We start from the raw sequence: 22,201 nt of genomic DNA on the forward strand, positions 1-22,201 counted from the left end.
ATCACTCCCGAAATCATAGCTGCCGGCCCTTGTTCCTCAATGGTCATCACCATTTTTTTATCCAAAATGCCCAATAGTCCCGTGCCCCCGGATGCCGCTGCGCAAGCGCCCGGCCCGCGCGACCCCGCCGACCTGTTCTGGTCCTTCACCTGGCTGGCGCTGCAGGGTTTCGGCGGCGTAGTGGCGGTGGTGCAGCGCGAGCTGGTGGAGCGCAAGGGCTGGCTGACCAACGAGCAGTTCGTCGAGGACTGGGCGGTGGCGCAGATCCTGCCCGGGCCGAACGTGGTCAACCTGTCGGTGATGATCGGCGACCGGCATTTCGGCCTGCGCGGCGCGCTGGCGGCGCTCGCCGGCATGCTGACCCTGCCGCTGCTGGTGGTGCTGGCGCTGGCCATGGGCTACGCGCAGTTCGCCGACCATCCGGCCGTGGCCGGGGCGCTGCGCGGCATGGGCGCGGTGGCGGCGGGCCTGGTCGCCGGCACGGGGCTGAAGCTGGCGGCGGCGCTGCGCCGCCATCCACTGGGCCTGGCGCCGTGCGCGCTACTGGCGGCGCTCACCTTCATCGCCATGGGCCTGCTGCGCCTGCCGCTGTTCTGGGTGCTGCCGGTGCTGGGCGGCGCCGCCTACGCCCTGACCTGGCGCAGGACCGCGCCATGAACGCCCTCGCGCTGCAGTCACTCGACTGGCTGAACCTGTTCCTGTACTACCTGTCGCTGTCACTGCTGGCCGTGGGCGGGGCCATGGCCACGGCGCCGGACATGCACCGCTTCCTGGTCGAGCGCCAGGGCTGGCTGACGGACCTGCAGTTCAACGCCTCCATTGCCATTGCCCAGGTCGCGCCCGGGCCCAACGTGCTGTTCATCGCCCTGCTGGGCTGGAACGTCGGGTTGAACGCCAGCGGCGCCGGCGCGGGAGGCTGGGCCAGCGGCGTGCTGGGGCTGGCGCTGTGCATGGTGGGCGTGCTGCTGCCCAGCACCACGCTGACATGGCTGGCCACGCGCTGGGGCCACCGCAACCGCGACCGGCGCGGCGTGCGCGCCTTCAGGCAGGGCATGGCGCCACTGGTCGTCGGGCTGCTGCTGGCCACCGCCTGGATCCTGGCCAGCGCGCACGACCAGGCTGCCCGCGACTGGCCGCTGTGGCTGCTGAGCGCCGCCAGCGCGCTGATGGTGTGGCGCACGCGGCTGCACCTGCTGTGGCTGCTGGGCGCCGGCGCGCTCCTGGGGGCGCTGGGCTGGGTGTGAATGCGGTGCACAGGCCGATGCAGGCCGGGTCGTGCATGGGGTGACGGTCAGCGCAGCGCAAACGACTCGCGGTGCATGCGCCAGACACGCGGTCCGCGGGAGTGCGCCGCGAGCGCGTCGCCCAACCCCTGCGGCCCACAGAACCACAGGTCCAGCGGCCCGCCCAAGTCCTCCAGCGCCTGGGGCGTCAGGCGCTGGCCGAGCGCGGCGTCGTGCACGCTCAGCCGCACCGGCGGCTGCGCCTGCGCGCACAGCGGGCGCAGTCGCGCCAGCAGCGGGTCGCGCGTCGCGTCGCGGGTGCAGTAGTGCAGGTGCGCGGGTTGTGCGCAGGCCTGCGCGGGGGCGGCGCCTGGCTGGCGCGCTTCCAGCAACGCCAGAAACGGCGTCACGCCCACGCCGCCCGCCACCCACACCTGCAGGCGATCCGGGCGGCCGCGGCCGTCGAAGCGTCCATAGGGTCCTTCGATGTCCACGCGCTGGCCCACACGCAGGCGCTGCCCCAGGGTGCGGGTGTAGTCCCCCAGCGGCTTGATGACCAGGCGCAGTAGCGGCTCGCCGGCCTCGCTGGTGCCCAGGCTGCCGGGGGCGCTGGCGATGGTGAAGGGGTGCTGCCCCTCGGCGCGGTCGAAGCGCACGAAGGCGAACTGCCCCGCGCAGTGCCCCGGCCAGTGCGCGGGCAGCGCGCAGACCACCTCGATCGGCGCCTGCGGGCCGCCGTCGCCGAGCGCACGCACGGCATGGATGCGCCCCGCGTGGCTGCGCGCGCGGCCAACCCGCCCCGCCAACGACCACAGGGCCGCCAGGCTGCCCGTTGCCAGCAGCGTGCCCATGAGCAAGCCCAGCGGCGCTGCCCAGAAGGCCAGCGGCATCAGGGCCAGCGTGTGCAGCGCCAGCGCCAGGAACAGCAGCGGCATGGCACGGTGCAGCAGGCGCCAGGGGCGGTAGGCAAGCAGCCGGGTCAGCAGCGTCACGGCGACTAGGGCCAGCAGCAGGTAGAAGGCCCACTCGCCCAGGTCCTTGGCGAAACCGCGCGCGTCGGTGAACCAGGGCAGCACGGCCTCGTGCACGGGCTTGCCGGCGCGGCCCCACAGCGCCTTGATCCAGCCACTGGACTCCTTGGCTCCCCAGTGCGCGATGGCGGCCAGGGCCGCGCCGATGCCGGCCCACTTGTGCAGCCGATAGACCTGGTCCAGGCCGCCCAGCGGGCGCTCCAGCCAGGGCAGGCGCAGCGCCAGCACCAGGGCCAGCGCCATCAGGCCGATGCTCCACAGCCCCGTGAGGTACAGGGCCTGCTGGCGCAGCTGCCAACAGCCGGTGGCCGCGCCCTGGGCATCGACCAGTGGCTGCATGCCCGTTCCGGCCGGCATGACCGCCAGCCAGGCCAGGGTGATGACCCCCAGCACGGTCCCCAGGGCGACCTTGATGCGCATGGCGTTCTCCTTGTGGGCGGATGGACCGGGCCGTTTAGCGGCGCACGCGGGTCTTTTCCACCGCGCCGGTGGTGGCGTTCACATACAGCTTCAGGCGCTCGCCTCGGGCGTTGTCGGCTTTGACCTCGTAGCGGCCGTGGTCCCATTCGATCTCGCGGATGTCGCGGTAGCCGGCGGCCTCCATGCGGTCGTAGATGTCGCGCAGGGTCAGCCGCGCCTGCGGGGACACAGCGGCGGCCGACGCGGCCGGGGCCACCGAGGGCGCGGGGGCCTGTGCCTGGGCGATGCCGGCGGTCATGGCGGCGCTGGCGGCGATAGCGGCGAGGAAATGGCGGATGTTCGGTTGCATGGCGGTGACTCCTGGGACGATGGCCCGGCGGGTGCCTGGCCTGGTGCGAATTCTGGAAAATCCCTGGTGAACCGGCGCTGAAGGCGGTGTTCATCCACGGTTCATCGCGCGATACGTATAAAGGGCGGACCATGTCTCTGTTCGTTCACCCTCTCGCCCCGCTGGCACTTGCCCTGGTCCTCCTGGGTTCAGGCGCCGCAGTGCGTGCGGGCGAGCGCGACCACGAACTGGCCCGCGCAGCGCTGCAGCACGGCCAGGTGCTGCCGCTGCGCCAAGTGCTGGACAAGGTCGAGCGCGAATACCAGGGCCAGGTGCTCAAGATCGAGTTCGAGCGCGACGACGGGCGCTACATCTATGAGATCCGCCTGCTGCAACCGGACGGACGCATGGCCAAGCTCAAGGTGGACGCGGTCGATGGCCGCGTCCTGAAAATCAAGCGCAAGGGAGACCACTGATGCGCATCCTGGTGGTGGAGGACGAACCCACGCTGTGCGGCCAGCTCGCGCAGGCCATCGCCAGCGCCGGGCACACGGTGGAGTGCGCGGGCGACGGCGTGCAGGCCCACTACCTGGGCGACGTGGAGCGCTACGACGCGGTGGTGCTCGACCTGGGCCTGCCCCGCATGGATGGCCTGTCGGTGCTGCGCCACTGGCGCGCCGCCGGGCGCAACATGCCGGTGCTCATCCTCACGGCGCGCGGCGGCTGGCAGGACAAGGTGGCCGGCATCGATGCCGGCGCCGACGACTATCTGGCCAAGCCCTTTCACATGGAGGAGCTGTTGGCGCGCCTGCGCGCCCTGCTGCGCCGCGCCAGCGAGCACGCCAGCGCGCAGTGGCAGTGCGGCGCCATTTGGCTGGACACGCGCCAGGCGCGCGTGCTGGTCGACGGCCAGCCGCTGACCCTGACCAGCCACGAGTTCAAGCTGCTGTCGCTGCTGATGCAGCGCAAGGGCGAGGTGCTGTCGCGCACCGAGCTGGCCGAGCACCTCTACCCGCACGACAGCGAGCGCGACTCCAACACCATCGAGGTCTTTGTCGGCCGCCTGCGCAAGAAGCTGCCCGAAGGCTGCATCGAGACCGTGCGCGGCCTGGGCTATCGGCTGGTGGATATGGGCAGCGGCGCATGAAAGGCGGGGGAATACATTCCCTGCGCCTGCGCCTGCTGGCTGGCACGCTGGCCTGGATGCTGCTCAGCCTTGGCGCTGCCGGCTGGGGGCTGCGCGCGCTGTTCCTGAACCACATCACCCAGCAGCTGCAGGCGCAGCTGGTGCTGCAACTCGACCAGCTCAGCGCCGCGGTGGACTGGAGCGCGGACGGGCAACTGGTCGTGCCCCGCGTGGTGGCCGACCCGCGCCTGGAGCAGCCGCTGTCGGGCCTGTATTGGCAGATCGACCGCCTGGGCAACGCGCCACGCACGGCCATGGCGCGCTCGCGCTCGCTGTGGGACCAGACGCTGGCCCTGCCGCCCGCGCCCGGGGACTACCCTGCCCAGGGATATCGCGTGCTTGCATTGCGTGACGCGCAGGACCACCTGCTGCTGGCCGTGGCGCGCACGCTGCAGCTGCCCGACGATGCCGCACCGCCCCTGCGCCTAGTGGTGGCCGGCGATCAGGCCCTGCTGGCCGAGCCACTACAGCGTTTCAGCCGCATGCTGCTCGTTGCCCTGGCGGTGCTGGCCGCCGGCCTGGCACTGGCCGTGGTGCTGCAGCTGCAGCTGGCGCTGCGCCCGCTGCAGTTGCTGCGCCAGCGGCTGTCCGACGTGCGCGCCGGCAGCGCCGCGCAGCTGCAGGGGCCGTTCCCGCAGGAGCTGCAGCCACTGGTGACCGAGTTCAACCATGTGCTGGCCGAGAACGCCGAGATGGTGCAGCGCGCCCGCACCCAGGCCGGCAACCTGGCGCATGCCGTGCACACGCCACTGTCCGTGCTGGCCAATGCCGCTGCCCGGGAGTCAGGCCCGCTGGGCGCGCTGGTGCGCGAGCAGGTGGACACGGCGCGCCGCCAGGTCGACTACCACCTGGCGCGCGCCCGCGCCGCCGCCGCCGTGCGCGCTACCGGCCTGGCCACGCCCGTGCTGGAGCCGGTGCAGGCGCTGCTGCGCACCATGCAGCGCCTGCATGCAGCGCGCGGCCTGTCGTTCGAGCTCGCTCAGGGCGCGCAGGACGCCCCATTCCGCGGCGAGCCGCAGGACCTGTACGAACTGCTGGGCAACCTGATCGACAACGCCGGCAAATGGGCGCGCTCGCGCGTTGTGGTGGATGTGCGGCGTGAAGGGGGCCAGCTGTGCTTCACCGTGGACGACGACGGGCCCGGCATCCCGGATGCCGAGCGCGAGCGCATGTTCGAGCGCGGTGTGCAGCTGGACGAACGCCGCCCGGGCTCCGGCCTGGGCCTGGACATCGTGCGCGCCCTGGCCGACACCTATGGCGGCAGCGTGCAGGCCGGACCGTCCTCCCTGGGCGGTGCCCGCCTGCGGCTGAGTCTGCCGGCGGCGACCTGAGAGCCTGTTGCCGACCTTTTCCCCGTGCCCGCTACACGCCCTGCAGCAGCTCGGGCAGCAGCCGTGCCGCCGTGCCGCGCAGCACCGTGTGCGCGGCGCTGTCGAGCTCGCTCTCCGCCGGGTTCAGCACTACCACGCGCGCACCGGCCTGGCGCGCCAGATGCGCCAGGCCGGCCGCCGGATAGACCGCGCCGGCGGTGCCGACCACCAGCATCAGCTCGGCCGCCTGCGCGGCCTGCTGGGCGGCGTCCAGCACGTCGGCAGGCAGGTTCTCGCCGAACCAGACCACGCCCGGGCGCACCAGGTTGCCGCAACGGGCGCAGCGCGGCGGACTGCCGGGCTCAGGCTGGTTTAGCCGGCAGCAGGCGCGCGGCGCATCCAGCCAGCGGTCGGCCAGCAGGTCGCCGTGCAGGCACAGCACGTCGGGGCTGCCGGCGCGCTGGTGCAGGCCATCGACGTTCTGCGTGATCAGCGTGAGCCGCCCGGGATGGCGGCGCGCGAAGTCCGCCAGGGCCTTGTGCCCGGCGTTGGGCTGCACGGCGGCGACGCCGGCGCGGCGGTGCGCATACCAGTCCCACACGCGCTGCGGCGCGGCGCGAAAGCCGCGCTCGCTGGCCATGTCCTGCGGGTTGAACTGCGCCCAGTAGCCGGTTTGGGCATCGCGGAAGGTGGGCACGCCGGACTCGGCGCTCATGCCGGCGCCGGTCAGCACGGCGACGCGGCCGGCCTGCGCGATCCAGTCGCGCACGGCGTGGCGCTCGGCCGCCGCGCTCATGCGGCGCCGCGCTGGCGCAGGGCCTCGTACAGGCACACGGCGCTGGCCACCGAAACGTTCAGGCTCTCCACTGCCCCCTGCATCGGGATGCGCACCAGCGCGTCGCAGGTTTTCTTCGTCAGCTGGCGCATGCCCGGGCCTTCGGCGCCCAGCACCAGCGCCACCGGGCCCTTCAGGTCGCTTTGGTACAAGGTGGCATCGGCTTCGTCGCTGGTGCCGATGACCCAGATGCCGCGCTCCTTGAGCTCGCCCAGGGTGCGCGCCAGGTTGGTGACCATGAAGTACGGCACCGTCTCGGCCGCGCCGCTGGCCACCTTGGCCACGGTGGCGTTGATGCCTACCGCGTGGTCCTTCGGGGCGATGACGGCATGCGCGCCGGCGCCGTCGGCCACGCGCAGGCAGGCGCCCAGGTTGTGCGGGTCGGTCACGCCGTCCAGCACCAACAGCAACGGCGCGGTGACGCCGCGCTCTTCCAGCCCGTCCAGCAGGTCGTCCAGCGACTGTGCCTGCTCGATGGCCTGCACGCGCGCGGCCACGCCCTGGTGGCCATGGCTGCCCGAAAGCTTGGCCAGGCGCAGCCCGTCGGCCTCGATCAGGCGCGCGCCGGCCTCGCGCGCGCGCTGCAGGAACTGGCGCATGCGCGCGTCGCGCCGCGTCGGCTCGTAGTAGATCTCGATGATGGACTGCGGCGCGGTCTTCAGGCGCACGCCGACGGCGTGGAAGCCGAACAGGACTTTGGGACTGGACATGCCCGGATTATCGGCGCCGCGCGCGTGGCGCCGGAGGGCGGTTTCCGGCCGCCTCCTAGAATCCGCCGCTTGTCACCCGGGTTTTCCCGGCGCTGCCCCTGTTCCCTTCCCTGTCGTTTCCATGCTGATCTCTCCCCTGCTGCGCTGGCTGCGGCGCACCAGCCTCGTCGCGCAGATCGCCATCGCCCTGGTGGCGGGCGTCGCGCTGGCGCTGCTGGCGCCCGGCGCCACGCCCTACGTCGCCTTCCTGGGCACGCTGTTCATCTCGGCGCTCAAGGCCGTGGCGCCGGTGCTGGTGCTGGTGCTGGTCATGTCGGCCATCAGCCACCACGTGCCGGGCGAGGCCACGGGCATCCGCCCGGTGCTGCTGCTGTATGCCGTCGGCACCCTGTCGGCGGCGCTGGTGGCCGTGGCGGCCAGCCTGTGGTGGCCCAGCACGCTGACCCTGCGCAGCCCGCCCAGCGCCGAGCTGGCGCCGCCCGGCGCCGTGAGCGAGGTGCTGCTGAACGTGGCCACCAGCATCGTCGACAACCCGGTGCACGCGCTGCTGCAGGCCAACTACATCGGCATCCTGGCCTGGGCGGTGGGCCTGGGGCTGGCGCTGCGGCATGCCTCGCCCGGCACGCGCGCGGTGCTGCACGACGGCGCGCAGGCCGTCACCGCCATCATCCAGGGCGTCATCCGCTGCGCGCCGCTGGGCATCCTGGGACTGGTGGCCAGCACGTTCGCCGAGGCCGGCACGCAGGCGCTGCAGGGCTACGCGCACCTGCTGGCGGTGCTGGTGGGCTGCATGCTGTTCGTGGCGCTGGTGGTGAACCCGCTGATCGTCTGGGCCTGCATCCGGCGCAACCCCTACCCGCTGGTCTTCACCTGCCTGCGCGAGAGCGGCGTGACGGCGTTCTTCACGCGCAGCTCGGCGGCCAACATCCCGATCAACCTGGCGCTGGCGCAGCGCCTAGGCCTCAAGGAGGAGACCTACAGCATCGCCATTCCGCTGGGCGCGACCATCAACATGGCCGGCGCCGCGGTGACCATCAGCGTGCTCACCCTGGCCGCCGCGCACACGCTGGGCATCCGCGTGGAGCTGCCCACCGCGCTGCTGCTGTGCGTGGTCTCTGCCGTCTGCGCCTGCGGCGCCTCGGGCGTGGCGGGCGGCTCGCTGCTGTTGATCCCGCTGGCGTGCAGCCTGTTCGGCATCGGCAACGACGTGGCCATGCAGGTGGTCGCGGTGGGCTTCATCATCGGCATCGTGCAGGACTCGGCCGAGACGGCACTGAACTCTTCCACCGACGTGCTGTTCACCGCCGCCGCCGGCATGGCGCAGCAGCGGCGCGCCGGCACCCCCACGCCACTTTGAGGGTCAAAAACGGCTTCAGCCCATATGGAACAATGACCTGCAGCTATGCTTTTTGCAGTTCCTCGGCCGCCACGCGGCCGGCCTCGATGGTGATGCGCCGGTCGCAGCGCGCGGCGATCTGCCGGTCGTGCGTGACCAGCACCAGCGTCGTGCCCTGCTGGCGGTTCAGCTCGAACATCAGCTCCATCACCGCCGCGCCAGTGGCGAAGTCCAGGCTGCCGGTGGGCTCGTCGGCCAGCAGCAGCGCCGGCTGCACCACGAAGGCGCGCGCCAGCGCCACGCGCTGCTGCTCGCCGCCGGACAGTACGCGCGGTAAGTGCGCCAGGCGCTGACCCAGGCCCACGCGCTCCAGCATGCCGGCGGCCTGGCGGCGCGCGTCGCGGCGGCCGGCCAGCTCCAGCGGCAGCATCACGTTCTCCAGCGCCGTCAGGTGCGCCAGCAGCTGAAAGCTCTGGAATACGAAGCCCATGCTGCGCGCGCGCAGCGCGGCACGCGCGTCTTCGTCCAGCGCGAACAGGTCCTGCCCCTGCACGCGCACCGTGCCGCGCGTGGGCACGTCCAGCCCGGCGATCAGCGACAGCAGCGTGCTCTTGCCCGAGCCGGAGGCGCCGACGATGGCCAGGCTTTGCCGCGCCGGGACGGAAAAATCGATGTCCCGCAGAATGTCGAGCGTGCCGGTGGAGTCGGTCACCGACTTGTGCAGGTGCTCCACGGCGATGAGCGGCTCGGATGGCGCGGTGCGGGGTTCGGGCATGGATCAGGCAGACAGGGAGTGGGTGTGAACGAAAGCAACGAGGCGAAGCGGCTGGGCCGGCGTGACTTTAGCGCGGCGCTGCTGGCGCTGGCGGCAGCGGGCCTGCCGGCGGCCGGGCATGCCGCCGATGCGCGCCAGCCGGTGATCCTGGTGCTGGGCGATTCGCTCAGCGCCGAATACGGACTGGCGCGCGGCAGCGGCTGGGTGGCACTGCTGGAGCAGCGCCTGGCGCGCGAGTCCATAGCCGCGCGGGTGGTGAACGCCAGCGTCAGCGGCGAGACCACCTCGGGCGGGCGCGCGCGCCTGCCAGCGCTGCTCAAGGCCCACCGCCCGACGCACGTCATCCTGGAGCTGGGCGCCAACGATGCGCTGCGCGGCCTGCCCCTGAAGAACACCGAGGACAACCTGGCCTGGATGGCGCAGCAGGCGCAGGCCGCCGGCGCCCGCGTGCTGCTGCTGGGCATGCAGGTGCCGCCCAACTACGGCGGCGACTATGGGCGGCGCTTCGCCGGGCTGTTCGAGAGCGTGGCAAAACGGCAGAAGGCGGCGCTGGTGCCGTTCTTCCTGAAGGGCGTGGCCGACGTGCCGGATGCCGCGCGGCTGTTCCAGGCCGACCGCATCCACCCCAACGCGCAGGCACACCCGACCATGCTGGACAACGTCTGGCCGCAGCTGCGCCGGCTGCTGCGCTAGCGGCGCAGCCCGGTCAGGCGGCCGGCGGGGGCGGCGCGGGCGGCTCCAGCGCGCTGCGGTAGGCGTGCCAGGTGGCGTGGCCCAGCAGCGGCCCGACGATCAGCAGCCCCGCGCCCCAGGCCAGCAGCGACAAACCCACCAGCGCGGTGATCAGCGCGCCCCACAGCAGCATGGTGCCCATGTTGTCCAGCACCACGCGCATGCTGGTCAGCGCGGCGGTGAAGGCGTCGGTGTCGCGGTCCAGGATCAGTGGAATCGACACCACGGTGAAGCAGAACACCAGCGCCGCGAAGATGCCGCCCACGGCCAGGTAGGCGGCGACGAACTGCCAGTTCTGCAGGTTGAACACCGCCTGCACCACGCCGGTGGTGGAGGGCATGCCGGTGTTGAAGAACACCGCGAAGACCACCAGCGAGGCGCGGCCCCACAGCAGCTCCAGCACGATCAGCGCCAGCACCAGCATGGCCATGCTGGAGACGTGCCGGTCCCAGCAGGTCAGCGATTCGCCCAGGCTGGGCGCCAGACCGGCTTCGCGCCGGCGGCTGGTCTCGTACAGGCCCATGGCCAGGAACGGCCCGACCAGCAGGCAGCCGCTGGCCAGCGACATGGTGTATTCGGGCCGGGCGCGGAACACCCAGGCCAGCAGCAGCGCCATGCCCCAGAAGCACAGGCCGTAGAACAGCCCCACGCCGGGCGCAGCCAGCAGGTCGCGCGCGCCCAGCGCCAGCCAGTGGAACGGCTGCGCGACCGTGACGGGGCGCAGGACGAGGGGCGCGGGCGGCGCCGCGGGCGAGGCGGTGGCGGTCGTTTCCAGCATGTCGGCAGCGGCGGTGAAAGTGGAAGACCGCGCCACCTTAAGGGCAGCCCTGCCCCGCACGCATCAAGGAAAGCCCGAACCCACACCTACCCGCGCCGGGCTACCCCGTCAGCCGAACGCCTGGCGCAGCGCCTGCGCCAGGTCGGCGCGCAGATCCTGCACGTCTTCCAACCCCACGCAAAAGCGCACCACCGTCCCGGGCGCCAGCTGCGGCGTCGCGCGCTCGCGCATCTCGCCCAGGTCGTAGGGCACGACCAGGCTCATCGGCCCGCCCCAGCTGTAGCCCAGGCGGAACAGCCGCAGCGCGTCGCAGAAGGCATCGACCTGCTCCTGGCTGCGGCTGGCGTCGAAAACCACGCTGAACAGCCCGGCCGCCGCGCCGTCGCCGCCATGCGCCGCGCCGCACAGCTGCTGCCAGTGCGCATGGCCAGGCGAGCCGGGCAGCGCCGGGTGCAGCACCTGCGCCACGGCGGGTTGGTCGGCCATCCAGCGCGCCAGCTCGCGCGTGGCCACATCGTGTGCGCGGTAGCGCAGGGCGATGCTGGGCAGCGCGCGCAGCACGGCCTCGGCGTCGTTGGCGCCCACGCCCAGGCCCAGGCGCATGTGCGCCAGCTTCAGCTTCAGGTGCAGGCGCTGGTCGCGCGTGGTCATGCTGCCCATCAGCACGTCGCCGCCGCCGCTGGGGTACTTGGTCAGTGCGTGCACGGAGATGTCCACGCCCAGGCTGCCGTCGCCCGTCAGGTCGAAGGGCGCGAAGGCCAGGCCCGCGCCCCAGGTGTTGTCCAGCGCCGAGACCACGCCGCGCTCGCGGCACAGGCGCGTCTGCGCGATCAGGTCGGGGAATTCCAGCGTGACCGAGCCGGGCGCTTCCAGCCAGACCAGACGCGTGCGCTCGTTGATGCGCGCGGCCAGGTCCTGCACGTCCAGCGGATCGAACATCTGGTGGCGGATGCCATAGTGCGCCAGCTCGGCCTCGGCCAGGGCCTTGCTGGGGCCATAAGCGTTGTCGGGCAGCAGCACTTCGTCGCCCTGGCGCAGCAGTGCCAGCGCCACCGTGGCGATCGCCGCCAGGCCGCTGGGCGCCAGCAGGCACTGGCTGCCGCCCTCCAGCGTGGCGATGCGCTCTTCCAGTTGGTAGGTGGTGGGAGTGCCGTGCAGGCCGTAGGTGTAGCTGGTCTTGTCTTTCCACTCGCGCGCGCGCATGGCGGCGACGTTGGGGAACAGCACCGTGGAGGCCTTGTGCACCGCCGGCTGCGGGGCATGGAAGCCGGCGGGCGGGACGTAGTCGTGGTGGACCAGCTGGGTCGAGATGGCGGGCAGGCGGGATTGGCTCATGCCCGGATGGTAGCCGCAGGCCCCGGCAAAGCCGGCCGCCCGCGGCCCCCGGCGTCAGGGACGGATTTCCAGCTTGTTCTCGACGCGCTTGACACCGTCGATGCCCTGGGCGAGCTGCGTGGCACGATCGCGTGCCTGCTGGCTCTTGGCGGGCCCGGTCAGTGTGACCACGCCGTCCTTGGTGTCCACGTCGATGCGAAGGGCGCTCACGTCGGAATCGGCTGCGAAGGCGGCGTTGACCTTGGCGGTGATGCCGGCGTCGGCCACGGCGGCCGAGGCATTGGCGGCAGCCTGCTTGGTGTCGGCCTTGGCCTCCGCCACGTTTTCGCGGGTGTCCTGTGCCAGTTCATGCGACTTGGCGCGCGCCTCGGCGGTGGCTTCCTCTGCGTTCACCTTCGCATCGTGCGCGGCATCCTGCGCGGCGACCTTGGTGTCATGTGCAGCGTCCTGCACGGCCACCTTGGCGTCGTGTGCGGCTGCCTGGACGTTGTCCTTGGCGTTCTCGGCGGCCTGGTCGGTCTTGGCGATGGCCGAATCGAGCTTCTGGCCCGCCGTGCGGTCGTCGTTGCGGTCGCACGCGGCCAGGCCCAGCGCCATCGAGATGGCGGCAGCCACAGTGGCGGTGCGCAGCAGGGCAGAACGGGCGGGTTGTGTCGTTGTCATGGAACTTCTCCTTCGGGTTTGGTGTGCAGCGACTGTAGAAACAGCCACGGACCGCCGTGGGTGGGAGACCGCCGAAACGCCGGTAGGACAACGGCGGCAGGAACTTGAGGGCCGGCGCAGCAGCGCCACAATCGCCTTCCATGCCTCGCATCGTTCTGTCCCGCTGGTTTCCTTTCCTGGCCTGGCCGCGGCCCAGCCCCGAGCTGCTGCGCGGCGAGTTCTGGGCCGGCATGACGGTGGGTCTGATGCTGGTGCCGCAGGGCGTCGCCTATGCCCACCTGGCTGGCATGCCGCTGGTGACGGGCATCTACGCCTCGCTGGTGCCGGCGTTGGTGGCGGTGCTGTGGGCCTCGTCCACGCGCCTGGGCGTGGGCCCGACGGCGCTGACCAGCCTGCTGATCGGCGCCTCGCTGACTGGCCTGGCCGAGCCGGGCAGCGCACAGTGGGTGCAGCTGGCGGCGTGGATGGCGCTGCTGTCCGGGCTGGTGCAGCTCACCCTCGGCGTGGTGCGCTTCGGCTGGCTGCTGAACCTGGTGACCTCGCCGGTGCTGGGCAGCTTCACGCAGGCCGCGGCGCTGCTGATCCTGGCCTCGCAGCTGCCGGCGCTGCTGGGCCTGCGCACCAGCTGGCACGCCCTGGCCAGCGACCCGTCCATCCACCACTTCGACCTGCGCGCCATGGCCTTCGGCCTGGGCAGCCTGCTGGTACTGATGCTGGCGCGGCGCTGGAAGCCGGGCTTTCCGGCGGCGATGGTGGTCATCGCCCTGGCGGCGCTGACGAGCTGGGGCACGGGCTTCGCCGATGCCGGCGGCGCGGTGGTCGGGCATGTGCCCTCCGGTCTGCCGTCGCTGTACCTGCCTGGCTGGCTGAGCTGGGACGAATTCGGCGCGCTGGCGCTACCGGTGCTGGTGGTGACGCTGGTGAGCTTCCTGGAGACCGCCTCCAGCGCCAAGGTCGAGCACTCGCGCGGCGGCACGCGCTGGAACGAAAACCAGGACCTGATCGCCCACGGCATGGCCAAGATGAGCTCGGGCCTGTGCGGGGCCTTCGCCACCAGCGCGTCGTTCTCGCGCTCGGCCATCAACCTGTACGCCGGCGCCAAGAGCGGCTGGGCCACGCTGTTCGCGCTGCTGGTGGTGCTGGCCACGCTGCTGTGGCTGACGCCCGAGCTGTACCACGTGCCGCAGGCGGTGCTGGCCGCGGTGGTGGTGACGGCGGTGACGGGGTTGATCAAGCCCCTGGGCATGCTGCGCCTGTGGCCGATCTCGCGCGTGGAGACGCTGATAGGCCTGGTGACCTTCGCGCTCACGCTGGTCAGCGCGCCGCGCCTGTATTGGGGCGTGCTGGCCGGGCTGGTGATGAACCTGTCGCACTTCCTGTACCAGCGGCTGCACCCGCGCATCATCGAGGTCGGCCTGCACCCCGACGGCAGCCTGCGCGACCGCCACCTGTGGCAGCTGCCGCCGTTGGGCCCGCACGCGTTGGCGCTGCGCATGGACGCCGAACTGGATTTCGCCTCGGCCACGGCGCTGGAGCGGCGCGTGGCCGACGAACTGGCGGCGCGGCCCGACCTGCGCCAGCTGTGCCTGTTCGCCCTGCCCGTCAACCGCATCGACGTGACCGGCGTCGAGGCCTTCGTGCGCCTGCGCGCGCTGATGCAGAGCCTGGGCGGCACGCTGCACGTGGCCGGGCTGAAGCTGCCGGTGCAGCGCATCCTGGAGCGCGCCGGCGTGCTGCACGAGGGCCCGGACCTGCGCATGTACCGCACCGACGGCGAGGCCGTGGCGGCGCTGGCCAGCCTGCCGGAGCCCGCATCCGCTCCCGCTGCGGCATGACGCCAGGCGCGGCCGCGCTGCTACACTGGCGTCCCACTTTTTGCTCCCGTTCGTGCCCACTTCCGCGCAGCCCGCCTCCGTCTTCCTGCGAGACCTCAACCTGAGCACCGCGCACACCCTGGTGACGCAGGCATCGGGCAATCCCCAGGTCCTGCAGGAACTGGCGCCGCAGCAATACCTGCAGGCGCTGATCGACGGGCTGTGCAACCTGTCGCTGCGCGACCCGCTCACCGGGCTGCCCAACCGACGCTTCTTCGCCGCGGCGATGGACAGCGAGATCGACCGCGTCGCGCGCTCGGGCGAGCCGGCGCTGCTGCTGATGCTGGACATCGACCACTTCAAGAAGGTGAACGACCGCTACGGCCATGGCGCCGGCGACGTGGTGCTGCAGGCGGTGGCGCGTATCCTGGAGCGCTGCCTGCGCCCCATGGATACGGTAGCGCGCCATGGTGGCGAGGAGTTCGCCATCATCCTGCCCGCCTGCCAGTTCGGCTTCGGCAGCATGGTGGCGGAGCGCGTGCGCTGCGCCATCGAATCCACGCCCATCGTCGTCTCCCCCAGCCTGACCCTACATGTCACGGTCAGCATCGGAGGCGCTTTCGCACTGCAGTGGATCCGCAGCACCGCCGAGCTGTGGACCGAACGCGCCGACGCTCAGCTGTATGCCGCCAAGGCGGCGGGGCGCAACTGCGTGTCCATCGAGGAGCAGCCCGACAGCACCGTCAGCGCCGAGGAAAAGAGCATGCTCTTCGGCCCCCTCTACACTCCATCGGGCTGGGGCGAGCTGCCGTCGGCCCACTGACCACCGTGTTTGCAACCCGCCCACAGCGCCCCTGAAAGAGCGAAGATGAACGACGCGCTGTCGCCCTCCAGCACCCCTGCCGCAGCGCTGGCCGCGGCCTCCGCCGCTGCGCATCCGGACGCCACGCCGCCGGCGCAGCGGCCGGGCAGCGCCGGCGGTCCCACTCCGGCATCGCGCCACACCTCGCGCATCATCGCCGTGACCAGCGGCAAGGGCGGCGTGGGCAAGACCTTCGTCTCGGCCAACCTGGCTGCCGCCCTGACGCGCCGCGGCCACCGCGTGCTGGTGCTGGATGCCGACCTGGGTCTGGCCAACCTGGACGTGGTGCTGAACCTGCACCCCAAGATCACCCTGCACGACGTGTTCACCGGCAAGGCACAGCTGGAAAGCGCGGTGATCCAGGCACCGGGCGGCTTCTCGGTGGTGCTGGCCGGTTCGGGCATGGTCGAGTACTCGCGCCTGACGCCCACCGTGCGCAGCGAGTTCCTGAACGTCATCAACACCCTGGCGCCGCGCTTCGACGTGGTGCTGCTGGACACCGGCGCCGGCATCTCCGACGTGGTGCTGTTCTCGGTCTCCCTGGCCTCCGAGGTGCTGGTGGTGGCCACGCCCGAGCCGACCTCGCTGACCGACGCCTACGCCGCCATCAAGGTGCTGGCGACGCAGCAAAAGCGCCAGCAGGTGCGCCTGGTGGTCAACCAGGCGGCGCGCCCGGGCGACGGCCGCGCCATCTGCGGCCAGCTGCAGCAGGTGCTGGACCGCTTCGTGACCACCGAGTCCGGCCGGCCGATGCGGCTGATCCACATGGGCGACATCCCCGCCGATCCGTCGGTGCGCGATGCGGTCATGCGCCGCCAGCTGCTGATGCTGACCACGCCGGGTTGCCCGGCGGCGCTGGCCGTGGCCCAGCTGGCCAGCAAGGTGGACGCGACGCTGCTGGCGCCACGCCAGGACTGACATCCTGCTCGCTATCTTTTGAATAGCTGCAGGCCCTTGAAAAACAAGGGCTAGAGGCCTTTTTTATACAAGCCGGAGACAAGCGCGGCCGGCATCAGCCGGCTTCGGCCTTGCATGCCAGTGCCCGGGCCGCGTCCTGCAGCTGCCCCGCCAGCGCCTGGCGCAGCTGCGCGCGCAGGTCCTCACGGGTCAGGGCCTCCTCGGCGCGCAGCACCGCCCAGTCGATGGCCACGCCGCCGGCCAGGCCCATCACCGCACCCACCGCCGCGCCTGCCGCCGTGCCCAGCCCCGGCAGCACCGAGCCCGCGGCAGCGCCGGCCAGCGCACCGGCACCGGCACCACCGGCCTTGGCTGCTGCCTGCTTGGCCGCCGCCTTGGCCAGTACCTTGGCGGCCGCCTTCATGCCCACCTTGCCCGTGGCCTTGGCGGCCACCAAGCCGGCCAGCGTGCCCGCCCCGGCCCCAATCAGCGCGCTGCCTGCCAGGCGCTGGCGCGCGTCGCCCAGCAGTGCCAGCGCCGGCAGACCGGGCGCCTGCGCCAGCACCCGACAGCGGCTGCCGTCCAGGTCCAGGTGGTGGCGCGCCAATGCCTCGTCGATGCGCTGGCGCGCTCCATCCAGTGCCACGCGGCTAGCCTCGGCCTGCTGCCGCGCACGGTCCCACCAGCCGTTCAGCTGCGGCGTCTCGGCCAGCGTCTGCGCCAGCTTTTCTTCCAGGAACGCCTCGGGCTGGCCGCGCAGCAGGTGAAAGATGCGGCCCCACTCGGCACCCAGGCTGAAGTACCAGTCCAGGTAGCGCTCCAGCGCCGCGTCGCCCGCGGCCTGGGCATCCGTCAGCGCGTCGCACAGTGCCGGTTGCGCGCGCGATTCGCCCAGCGCCTGCAGCGCCAGCCGCTGCAGGGCCTGCAGCGTGCCGATCTGGTAGTAACGCTGGCCGATGCGCTCGCACTCCGGCAGGCGCTGCAAGGCCAGTGGGCTGGCATGCTGGCGCGCCAGCGCATCCAGTTGCGCCGTGGCCTGCAGTGCGATCAGCACTGCCAGTGCGGCCAGCGCAGCCGCCACCGCCGCGCGCGTACCCTGCAGCGGGCCGCCGCGCAGCACGGCGTGCGTGGCGTTGGCGCCCTGCAGCGCCCAGCCCAGACACCACAGCATGCCCAGTGGCCCGACCAGGGCCAGCAGCAGCAGGCGCAGCCATGGAGCCCGCGGCAGCGCCAGCACGGCGCCGCTGCCCACCTGTAGCGCCAGCAGCGCGTCCAGTCCCCAGCGCACCAAGCCCGAGGGCGCGGCGGCAATGCCGGCCAGTGATGCGTCCAGCACCTGCGGGTCCATCGCCGGCACCAGGTCCCGCCCGTGCAAGCCGCCCTGCGCCCACCAACCCAGCCAGGCACCGCCCAGCAGCAATGCCACGATTGCACGCGCCAGCCACTGACTGGCGCGCCAGGCATAGGCGGGCGCGGCGAACTGCGGCGCCAGGCGCGGCTGTAGCCAGTGCGACAACAGGGCATGCAGTGGCGGCGCGGCCGCCAGCAGCCCCCATTCCCAGAAGGCCAGGAACCCGCCCTGCCACAGCGCCGCCGCGCTCAAGGCCAGCGCCAGCAGGCTGCAGCGCACGGCCGCCCCCAGCCCGCCGGACCACCAGCGCACCACCCAGCCCCGCGGCGCGAACTGTGCATGCGCCAGTTGCCGGCGCACGCGCCAGCCCAGCCACAGACCCCAGGCCGGCAGCGCCGCCAGCAGCGCCAGAAGCGCCAGCCATTGCCAGGGCGCCAGGCGCGGCAGCTGGCTGCTGGCGCCCCACAGCAGTGCCAGCCAGAGCCATCCGCCGAGGCAGGAGCGCAGCGCGGCGGGCATAGCGCTCAGCGACGGATCAGTGCGCGTGGCCCCAGTAGATCAGCGCGTCGCGCCCTTCCACCGACAGCGACACGCGCGCGCCCACCGGCAGCAGTACCTTGGTCGGCACATGGCCGAACGGCAGGTTGGTCAGCACCGGCACGTCGCCCAGCTGCGCGCGCAGCCAGTCGACCACGCTGGACAGCCTGAAGCCCTTGTCGTGCGGCGTGAGGGTGAACTCGGTGAACTGGCCGAGCACGATAGCCTTCTGCCGCGCCAGGACGCCGGCGTGCAGCAGCTGGGTCAGCAGGCGCTCGATGCGGTAGGGATGCTCGCCCACGTCCTCCAGGAACAGCACGCCGCCGTCGATCACCGGCAGCCAGGGCGTGCCGACCAGCGAGCACAGCACCGCCAGGTTGCCGCCCCACAGCGGCGCGTCCTGCACGTACAGCTCGGGCACCGGCGGACAGCCGTCGGCGCGCGGTTTCTCGCGCGGCATGCGCCAGCCGCTGCCCTCGCCGTGGCCGTCCAGCAGATCTTCGAAGCAGGCCTGCATGATCTCGTCGGGCGCCTCGACACCGCCGAAGTCGCCGACCAGCGCCGGGCCGGCCCAGCTGGTGGAGCCGGTGCTGGCCAGCAGGGCCAGCTGCAGCGCGGTGAAATCGCTCACGCCCACCAGACGCAGGCCACCCTCCACCGCGCGTGCCAGCGCCGCGTAGTCGATGTGCGGGAGCAGCCGTGTCAGGCCATAACCGCCGCGGCTGATCAGCGCCACGTCGGCGCCGCTGGCGGCGGCGCGGTGGATGGCGGCCAGGCGCGTGGCGTCGTCGCCGGCGAAGCGGGTGTGGCTGGCCAGGGCGTCGGGGTCCACCTCGACCTGGTGGCCCATGGCCTGCAGGCGCTTCACGCCGCGGCGGAACGCCGCCTTGTCGCGCACGGCGCCGGAGGGCGAGTAGACGTAGATGTGGCGCGGGCCGTGCGGTTGGCCGCAGGCGGCGCAGCCATCGTCATGGTGGTCGTGGCCGTCGTGGTCGTGCGTGTGGGAAGGGTCTTGGTGGTCGTGCGGCAAGGGGTGCTCAGGCGGTGGGCGCCTGCTCCGGGGGCGGCGGGAAGGAATCCGGGGAATCGGGAAAAAAGTATGGCACGGCGGCGCGCGCCAGGGCGGCAGCGGCGCGTGGGCTGCGCAGGCAGTCGGGGCCGGCACCCAGAGCGCTGGCCGAAACGGGCGGCGGGCCATGCCAGGCATCGCGCCAGAAAGCAGGCAGTGCCGCCAGGGCGGCATCGGCTGCCGGGTCATCAGGCCAATGGGCGAGTGCGCGCGGCCCGGCGCGATGGCCGGCATCCGGGTATGGCGCGTTGGCGGCGTTGGTGCAGCCCGCATCCGCCGGCGCTTCGGCAGATACCTTCGGCGCGGCGCCGGCCTGCGGGGAGACGGCGCGGCTGCCTGGGGCTGCGGCAGCGCGGCGGCCGGCGCCCTGGCCCTCTGCGGGGTCTGCACCATCGGCGGGGGCGGCGTCCAGATCGAGCACGCCCGCCAGCCGCTCGGCCAGCAGCGGCGCCAGGGTCAGCACCCAGGGCGCGCGCTGCGCCACCAGCACCACGCGGCGCAGGTCCAGGCGCTGCGCCAACTCCGCCAGCACCTGGCGGTGCCAGCCGGGTGTGTGCAGCGTAGGTTTCTTGGGCTTGTCGCTGCGGCCGAAGCCGACCAGATCGGGCACCACCACCCGCTGGCCGTGCGCCGCCAGGGCACTGGCCAGGTGGCGCAGGCCGTGGCTCCACCCGTTAGCGCCGTGCACCAGCAGCCAGGCAGGCGCGTCCGGCGCGGCGCCGGGTAGGTCCAGCCAGTGCAGGCGCAGGCCGGCCAGGGCGGGCAGGTCGCTCGCGTAGTGGCCTTCCGCCGCCGGGGGCTGTAAGGTGTCGAAACGCGCGGACGGCGTGCGCAGCGCGTCCTGGCGCAGCGGGTGCGCGGGGCGCTGCTGCAGGCGGCGCTGGCGAAAGAAGTCGCCCAGCTGCGCCGCGCACTCATCCGCCAGCACGCCGCCCTGCACCTGCGTGTGGTGGTTCAGACGCGGCTCGGCGAACAGGTCCAGCACCGAGCCGGCGGCGCCGGTCTTGGGGTCGGCCGCGCCATAGACCACCCGGTCCACGCGCGCATGCAGCATGGCGCCGGCGCACATCGCGCAGGGCTCCAGCGTGACGTAGAGCGTACAGCCGGATAGTCGGTAGTTGGCCAGCTGGCGCCCGCCAGCACGCAGTGCGGCCATCTCGGCGTGGGCGCTGGGATCGCACTCGGCCAGCGGCGCGTTGCGGCCGGTGGCGACCAGTTCATCGCCGCGCACCAGCACCGCGCCCACCGGCACCTCGCCTGCGGCGCGGGCGCGCTCGGCCTGCACCAGGGCCTGGCGCATCCAGTGGGCATCCCGCTCGGGGTTGGCCACAGGGGCGAGCCGTTTACTCACTTTTCAGTAGCTGGAAGTCTGCGCAAACAAAGGGCCAGAAGCCGATTTCACTGTGAATCCTCGGGTAGCGGCCGGGGCTGGCGCACCAGCGCCTCGACCTGCTCCTGCAGCCGCTGCGGCCGCTGCTGCAGTGGCACGGCCGGCGCCCGGGCGCTGCCGTCCTGCACCGCAGGCGGCAGCGGCGCGCGCGGCGCTTGCGCCTGGCGCCGCGCCAGCACGGCCACGATGGCCAGCGCCACCAGCAACCCGATCAAGCCCAGTCCACCGCGCATGGTGCGCTCCCTTTTCGATTCACGGCCGTTCAGCCGAAGAACTTGATGAATACCTGGATGGCCACGGCGTTCACCAGGTCGATGAAGAACGCACCTACCATAGGCACGATCAGGAACGCCTTGTGCGAGGCGCCGTACTGGTTGGTGATGGCCTGCATGTTGGCCACCGCGGTAGGCGTGGCGCCCATGCCGAAGCCGCAGTGGCCGGCGCACAGCACGGCCGCATCGTAATTGCGCCCCATGACGCGGAAGGTGACGAAGCCGGCATAGGCCGCCATGATGATCGTCTGCACGCCCAGGATGATGACCAGCGGCCCCGCCAGCCCGGCAAGCTCCCACAGCTTCAGCGACAGCAGCGCGATGGCCAGGTAGATCGACAGGCCGGCGTTGCCGAACACGTCGATGGCGCGGTCGAAGACCTCGAAGTTGAAGATGTAGTCCAGCACGTTGCGGATCAGCACGCCACCACCCAGTGCCCAGACGAAGGTCGGCAGCTGCACCGCGGTGCCGGCGGTGAGCTCGGTCATGATCTGCGCGAACGCCAGGCAGCCGGCGAACAGCGCCAGGGTCTCGATGGTCGCGTCGGCGGTGATCAGCCGCGTCTTGTGCGGGAACTCGAAGTTGGGCGTGCCGGCCTCCAGCGCGCCGGTGTCGCCGCTGCCCTGAGGGCCGTGCAGGTTGTTGCGCTGGATCAGCCACTTGGCCAGCGGCCCGCCGATCAGCCCGCCGATCACCAGGCCGAAGGTGGCGCAGGCGATACCCAGCGTGACGGCGCCGCGGATGCCGTGCTCGTTTTCCAGCACCGTGCCCCAGGCGCCGGCCGTGCCGTGCCCGCCCACCAGTGTGATGGAGCCGGCGATCAGGCCGATCAGCGGGTCCAACCCCAGTGCGCTGGCCAGCGCCACGCCGACGCTGTCCTGCACCAGGATGAACACCACCACCACCAGCAGGAAGACGATCAGCCCCATACCGCCCTCGCGCAGCTTGGCGAAGTTGGCGCTCAGGCCGATGGAGGAAAAGAACACCAGCATGAATGCCGTCTGCAGGCTGCTGTCGAACGTCGGACGGATGCCGAACGCCGCATTCAGCCCCCAGGACAGCAGCGCCGCCACCAGGCCGCCGGCGACCGGCTCGGGGATGTTGAACTCGCGCAGCCAGCGGATGCGCCGCACGAGGAATTTGCCCACCAGCAGCACGATGGCCGCGAGGATCAAGGTGTAGTAGGTGCCGAACTGGATGGCCATGGTGCTTGCGGGGACGGTGCGCGCGGGGTCGCGCCGTGCCAGGAACACCTGGCAGTGCAGGTCTGCTGGCCAACCGCGACGCGTCAGCGTCCATTCAGGGTAAACCCGCGATTGTGCACGACGCTTCCGGCGTGCCGGCCAG

23 protein-coding genes are annotated in these 22,201 nt (G+C 72.0%); 10 read left to right on the forward strand and 13 right to left on the reverse strand.

Annotation, left to right across the window (positions count from 1 at the left end):
* Positions 1–66 precede the first annotated feature (66 nt).
* Both BLQ61_RS09925 and BLQ61_RS09930 read left to right on the forward strand, forming a co-directional pair.
* Complete coding sequence (locus tag BLQ61_RS09925) at positions 67–657, forward strand: chromate transporter (RefSeq protein ID WP_091569858.1); 591 nt, start codon at positions 67–69, stop codon at positions 655–657.
* Positions 654–1,244 (forward strand): chromate transporter, encoded by a 591-nt coding sequence (locus BLQ61_RS09930; protein ID WP_091569424.1) that lies wholly within the window; start codon positions 654–656, stop codon positions 1,242–1,244. The genes BLQ61_RS09925 and BLQ61_RS09930 overlap by 4 nt, the downstream gene beginning before the upstream one ends.
* Before the next feature lie 47 nt (positions 1,245–1,291).
* Here the strand turns inward: BLQ61_RS09930 and BLQ61_RS09935 are convergent, their stop codons facing one another.
* Together BLQ61_RS09935 and BLQ61_RS09940 are read right to left on the reverse strand one after the other, a co-directional pair.
* A complete protein-coding gene (locus tag BLQ61_RS09935; protein WP_091569427.1) occupies positions 1,292–2,674 on the reverse strand; it encodes a ferredoxin reductase family protein in 1,383 nt (460 codons plus the stop codon).
* 34 nt (positions 2,675–2,708) lie between these two features.
* Entirely contained in the window at positions 2,709–3,023 is a 315-nt protein-coding gene (locus tag BLQ61_RS09940) for a PepSY domain-containing protein (RefSeq protein WP_091569429.1), read from the reverse strand.
* 131 nt (positions 3,024–3,154) lie between these two features.
* Between BLQ61_RS09940 and BLQ61_RS09945 the strand changes: the two genes are divergently transcribed.
* The 3 genes from BLQ61_RS09945 to BLQ61_RS09955 are packed head-to-tail and all read left to right on the forward strand — an operon-like array spanning position 3,155 to position 5,519.
* The gene (locus BLQ61_RS09945) at positions 3,155–3,478 is read left to right on the forward strand and encodes a PepSY domain-containing protein (protein WP_091569432.1); all 324 of its coding nucleotides are present in this window, start codon (positions 3,155–3,157) and stop codon (positions 3,476–3,478) included.
* Positions 3,478–4,149 (forward strand): response regulator transcription factor, encoded by a 672-nt coding sequence (locus tag BLQ61_RS09950; protein WP_091569435.1) that lies wholly within the window; start codon positions 3,478–3,480, stop codon positions 4,147–4,149. The genes BLQ61_RS09945 and BLQ61_RS09950 overlap by 1 nt, the downstream gene beginning before the upstream one ends.
* Entirely contained in the window at positions 4,146–5,519 is a 1,374-nt protein-coding gene (locus BLQ61_RS09955; RefSeq protein ID WP_091569437.1) for a sensor histidine kinase, read from the forward strand. Before BLQ61_RS09950 ends, BLQ61_RS09955 begins: the two co-directional genes overlap by 4 nt.
* 31 nt (positions 5,520–5,550) lie before the next feature.
* On the opposite strand, the gene BLQ61_RS09960 is transcribed toward BLQ61_RS09955, so the two are convergent.
* Both BLQ61_RS09960 and rlmB read right to left on the reverse strand, forming a co-directional pair.
* Positions 5,551–6,294, reverse strand: coding sequence for an SIR2 family NAD-dependent protein deacylase (locus BLQ61_RS09960; protein WP_091569440.1), 744 nt, complete (start codon positions 6,292–6,294; stop codon positions 5,551–5,553).
* Positions 6,291–7,043 (reverse strand): 23S rRNA (guanosine(2251)-2'-O)-methyltransferase RlmB, encoded by a 753-nt coding sequence (rlmB, locus tag BLQ61_RS09965; protein ID WP_091569443.1) that lies wholly within the window; start codon positions 7,041–7,043, stop codon positions 6,291–6,293. The genes BLQ61_RS09960 and rlmB overlap by 4 nt, the downstream gene beginning before the upstream one ends.
* Positions 7,044–7,164: 121 nt before the next feature.
* Between rlmB and sstT the strand changes: the two genes are divergently transcribed.
* Positions 7,165–8,400 carry a serine/threonine transporter SstT gene (gene sstT / locus BLQ61_RS09970; RefSeq protein WP_091569445.1) on the forward strand — a complete coding sequence of 412 codons (1,236 nt, stop codon included), beginning with the start codon at positions 7,165–7,167 and terminating at the stop codon, positions 8,398–8,400.
* A gap of 43 nt (positions 8,401–8,443) precedes the next feature.
* On the opposite strand, the gene BLQ61_RS09975 is transcribed toward sstT, so the two are convergent.
* The gene (locus BLQ61_RS09975; protein WP_091569448.1) at positions 8,444–9,154 is read right to left on the reverse strand and encodes an ABC transporter ATP-binding protein; all 711 of its coding nucleotides are present in this window, start codon (positions 9,152–9,154) and stop codon (positions 8,444–8,446) included.
* 78 nt (positions 9,155–9,232) lie between these two features.
* Between BLQ61_RS09975 and BLQ61_RS09980 the strand changes: the two genes are divergently transcribed.
* A complete protein-coding gene (locus BLQ61_RS09980) occupies positions 9,233–9,847 on the forward strand; it encodes an arylesterase (RefSeq protein ID WP_425415617.1) in 615 nt (204 codons plus the stop codon).
* Positions 9,848–9,860: 13 nt separating this feature from the next.
* On the opposite strand, the gene BLQ61_RS09985 is transcribed toward BLQ61_RS09980, so the two are convergent.
* The 3 genes from BLQ61_RS09985 to BLQ61_RS09995 form a co-directional block, all read right to left on the reverse strand.
* On the reverse strand, positions 9,861–10,664 hold the full coding sequence (locus tag BLQ61_RS09985) for a DUF2189 domain-containing protein (RefSeq protein WP_091569450.1): 804 nt from the start codon (positions 10,662–10,664) through the stop codon (positions 9,861–9,863).
* Between the two features lie 108 nt (positions 10,665–10,772).
* Positions 10,773–11,999: a PLP-dependent transferase gene (locus tag BLQ61_RS09990; protein WP_091569453.1), complete on the reverse strand. Its 1,227-nt coding sequence runs from the start codon at positions 11,997–11,999 to the stop codon at positions 10,773–10,775.
* 54 nt (positions 12,000–12,053) lie between these two features.
* On the reverse strand, positions 12,054–12,662 hold the full coding sequence (locus BLQ61_RS09995; protein WP_091569456.1) for a BON domain-containing protein: 609 nt from the start codon (positions 12,660–12,662) through the stop codon (positions 12,054–12,056).
* A 140-nt stretch (positions 12,663–12,802) separates the two neighbouring features.
* Between BLQ61_RS09995 and BLQ61_RS10000 the strand changes: the two genes are divergently transcribed.
* Genes BLQ61_RS10000 through BLQ61_RS10010 form a run of 3 tightly spaced genes read left to right on the forward strand, consistent with a single transcriptional unit; the run spans position 12,803 to position 16,256 of the window.
* Positions 12,803–14,497: a SulP family inorganic anion transporter gene (locus tag BLQ61_RS10000; RefSeq protein ID WP_091569458.1), complete on the forward strand. Its 1,695-nt coding sequence runs from the start codon at positions 12,803–12,805 to the stop codon at positions 14,495–14,497.
* Positions 14,498–14,549: 52 nt separating this feature from the next.
* Entirely contained in the window at positions 14,550–15,299 is a 750-nt protein-coding gene (locus BLQ61_RS10005; RefSeq protein WP_091569460.1) for a GGDEF domain-containing protein, read from the forward strand.
* Positions 15,300–15,344: 45 nt separating this feature from the next.
* A complete protein-coding gene (locus tag BLQ61_RS10010; protein ID WP_091569463.1) occupies positions 15,345–16,256 on the forward strand; it encodes a MinD/ParA family protein in 912 nt (303 codons plus the stop codon).
* 94 nt (positions 16,257–16,350) lie between these two features.
* Here BLQ61_RS10010 and BLQ61_RS17720 read toward each other — a convergent pair whose 3' ends face one another.
* From BLQ61_RS17720 to gltS, 5 genes are read right to left on the reverse strand one after another with little or no spacing between them, the layout of a single operon-like run.
* A complete protein-coding gene (locus tag BLQ61_RS17720; RefSeq protein WP_091569465.1) occupies positions 16,351–18,105 on the reverse strand; it encodes a hypothetical protein in 1,755 nt (584 codons plus the stop codon).
* 16 nt (positions 18,106–18,121) lie between these two features.
* The gene (locus BLQ61_RS10020) at positions 18,122–19,153 is read right to left on the reverse strand and encodes an LD-carboxypeptidase (protein WP_091569468.1); all 1,032 of its coding nucleotides are present in this window, start codon (positions 19,151–19,153) and stop codon (positions 18,122–18,124) included.
* A gap of 7 nt (positions 19,154–19,160) precedes the next feature.
* On the reverse strand, positions 19,161–20,543 hold the full coding sequence (tadA, locus tag BLQ61_RS10025; protein WP_245703959.1) for a tRNA adenosine(34) deaminase TadA: 1,383 nt from the start codon (positions 20,541–20,543) through the stop codon (positions 19,161–19,163).
* Between the two features lie 47 nt (positions 20,544–20,590).
* The gene (locus BLQ61_RS10030; RefSeq protein WP_091569472.1) at positions 20,591–20,815 is read right to left on the reverse strand and encodes a hypothetical protein; all 225 of its coding nucleotides are present in this window, start codon (positions 20,813–20,815) and stop codon (positions 20,591–20,593) included.
* 29 nt (positions 20,816–20,844) lie between these two features.
* Positions 20,845–22,059 (reverse strand): sodium/glutamate symporter, encoded by a 1,215-nt coding sequence (gltS, locus tag BLQ61_RS10035; RefSeq protein ID WP_091569863.1) that lies wholly within the window; start codon positions 22,057–22,059, stop codon positions 20,845–20,847.
* Positions 22,060–22,201: the final 142 nt, after the last annotated feature.

Source organism: Oryzisolibacter propanilivorax, from assembly GCF_900103645.1.
GTDB classification, from domain to species: domain Bacteria; phylum Pseudomonadota; class Gammaproteobacteria; order Burkholderiales; family Burkholderiaceae_C; genus Melaminivora; species Melaminivora propanilivorax.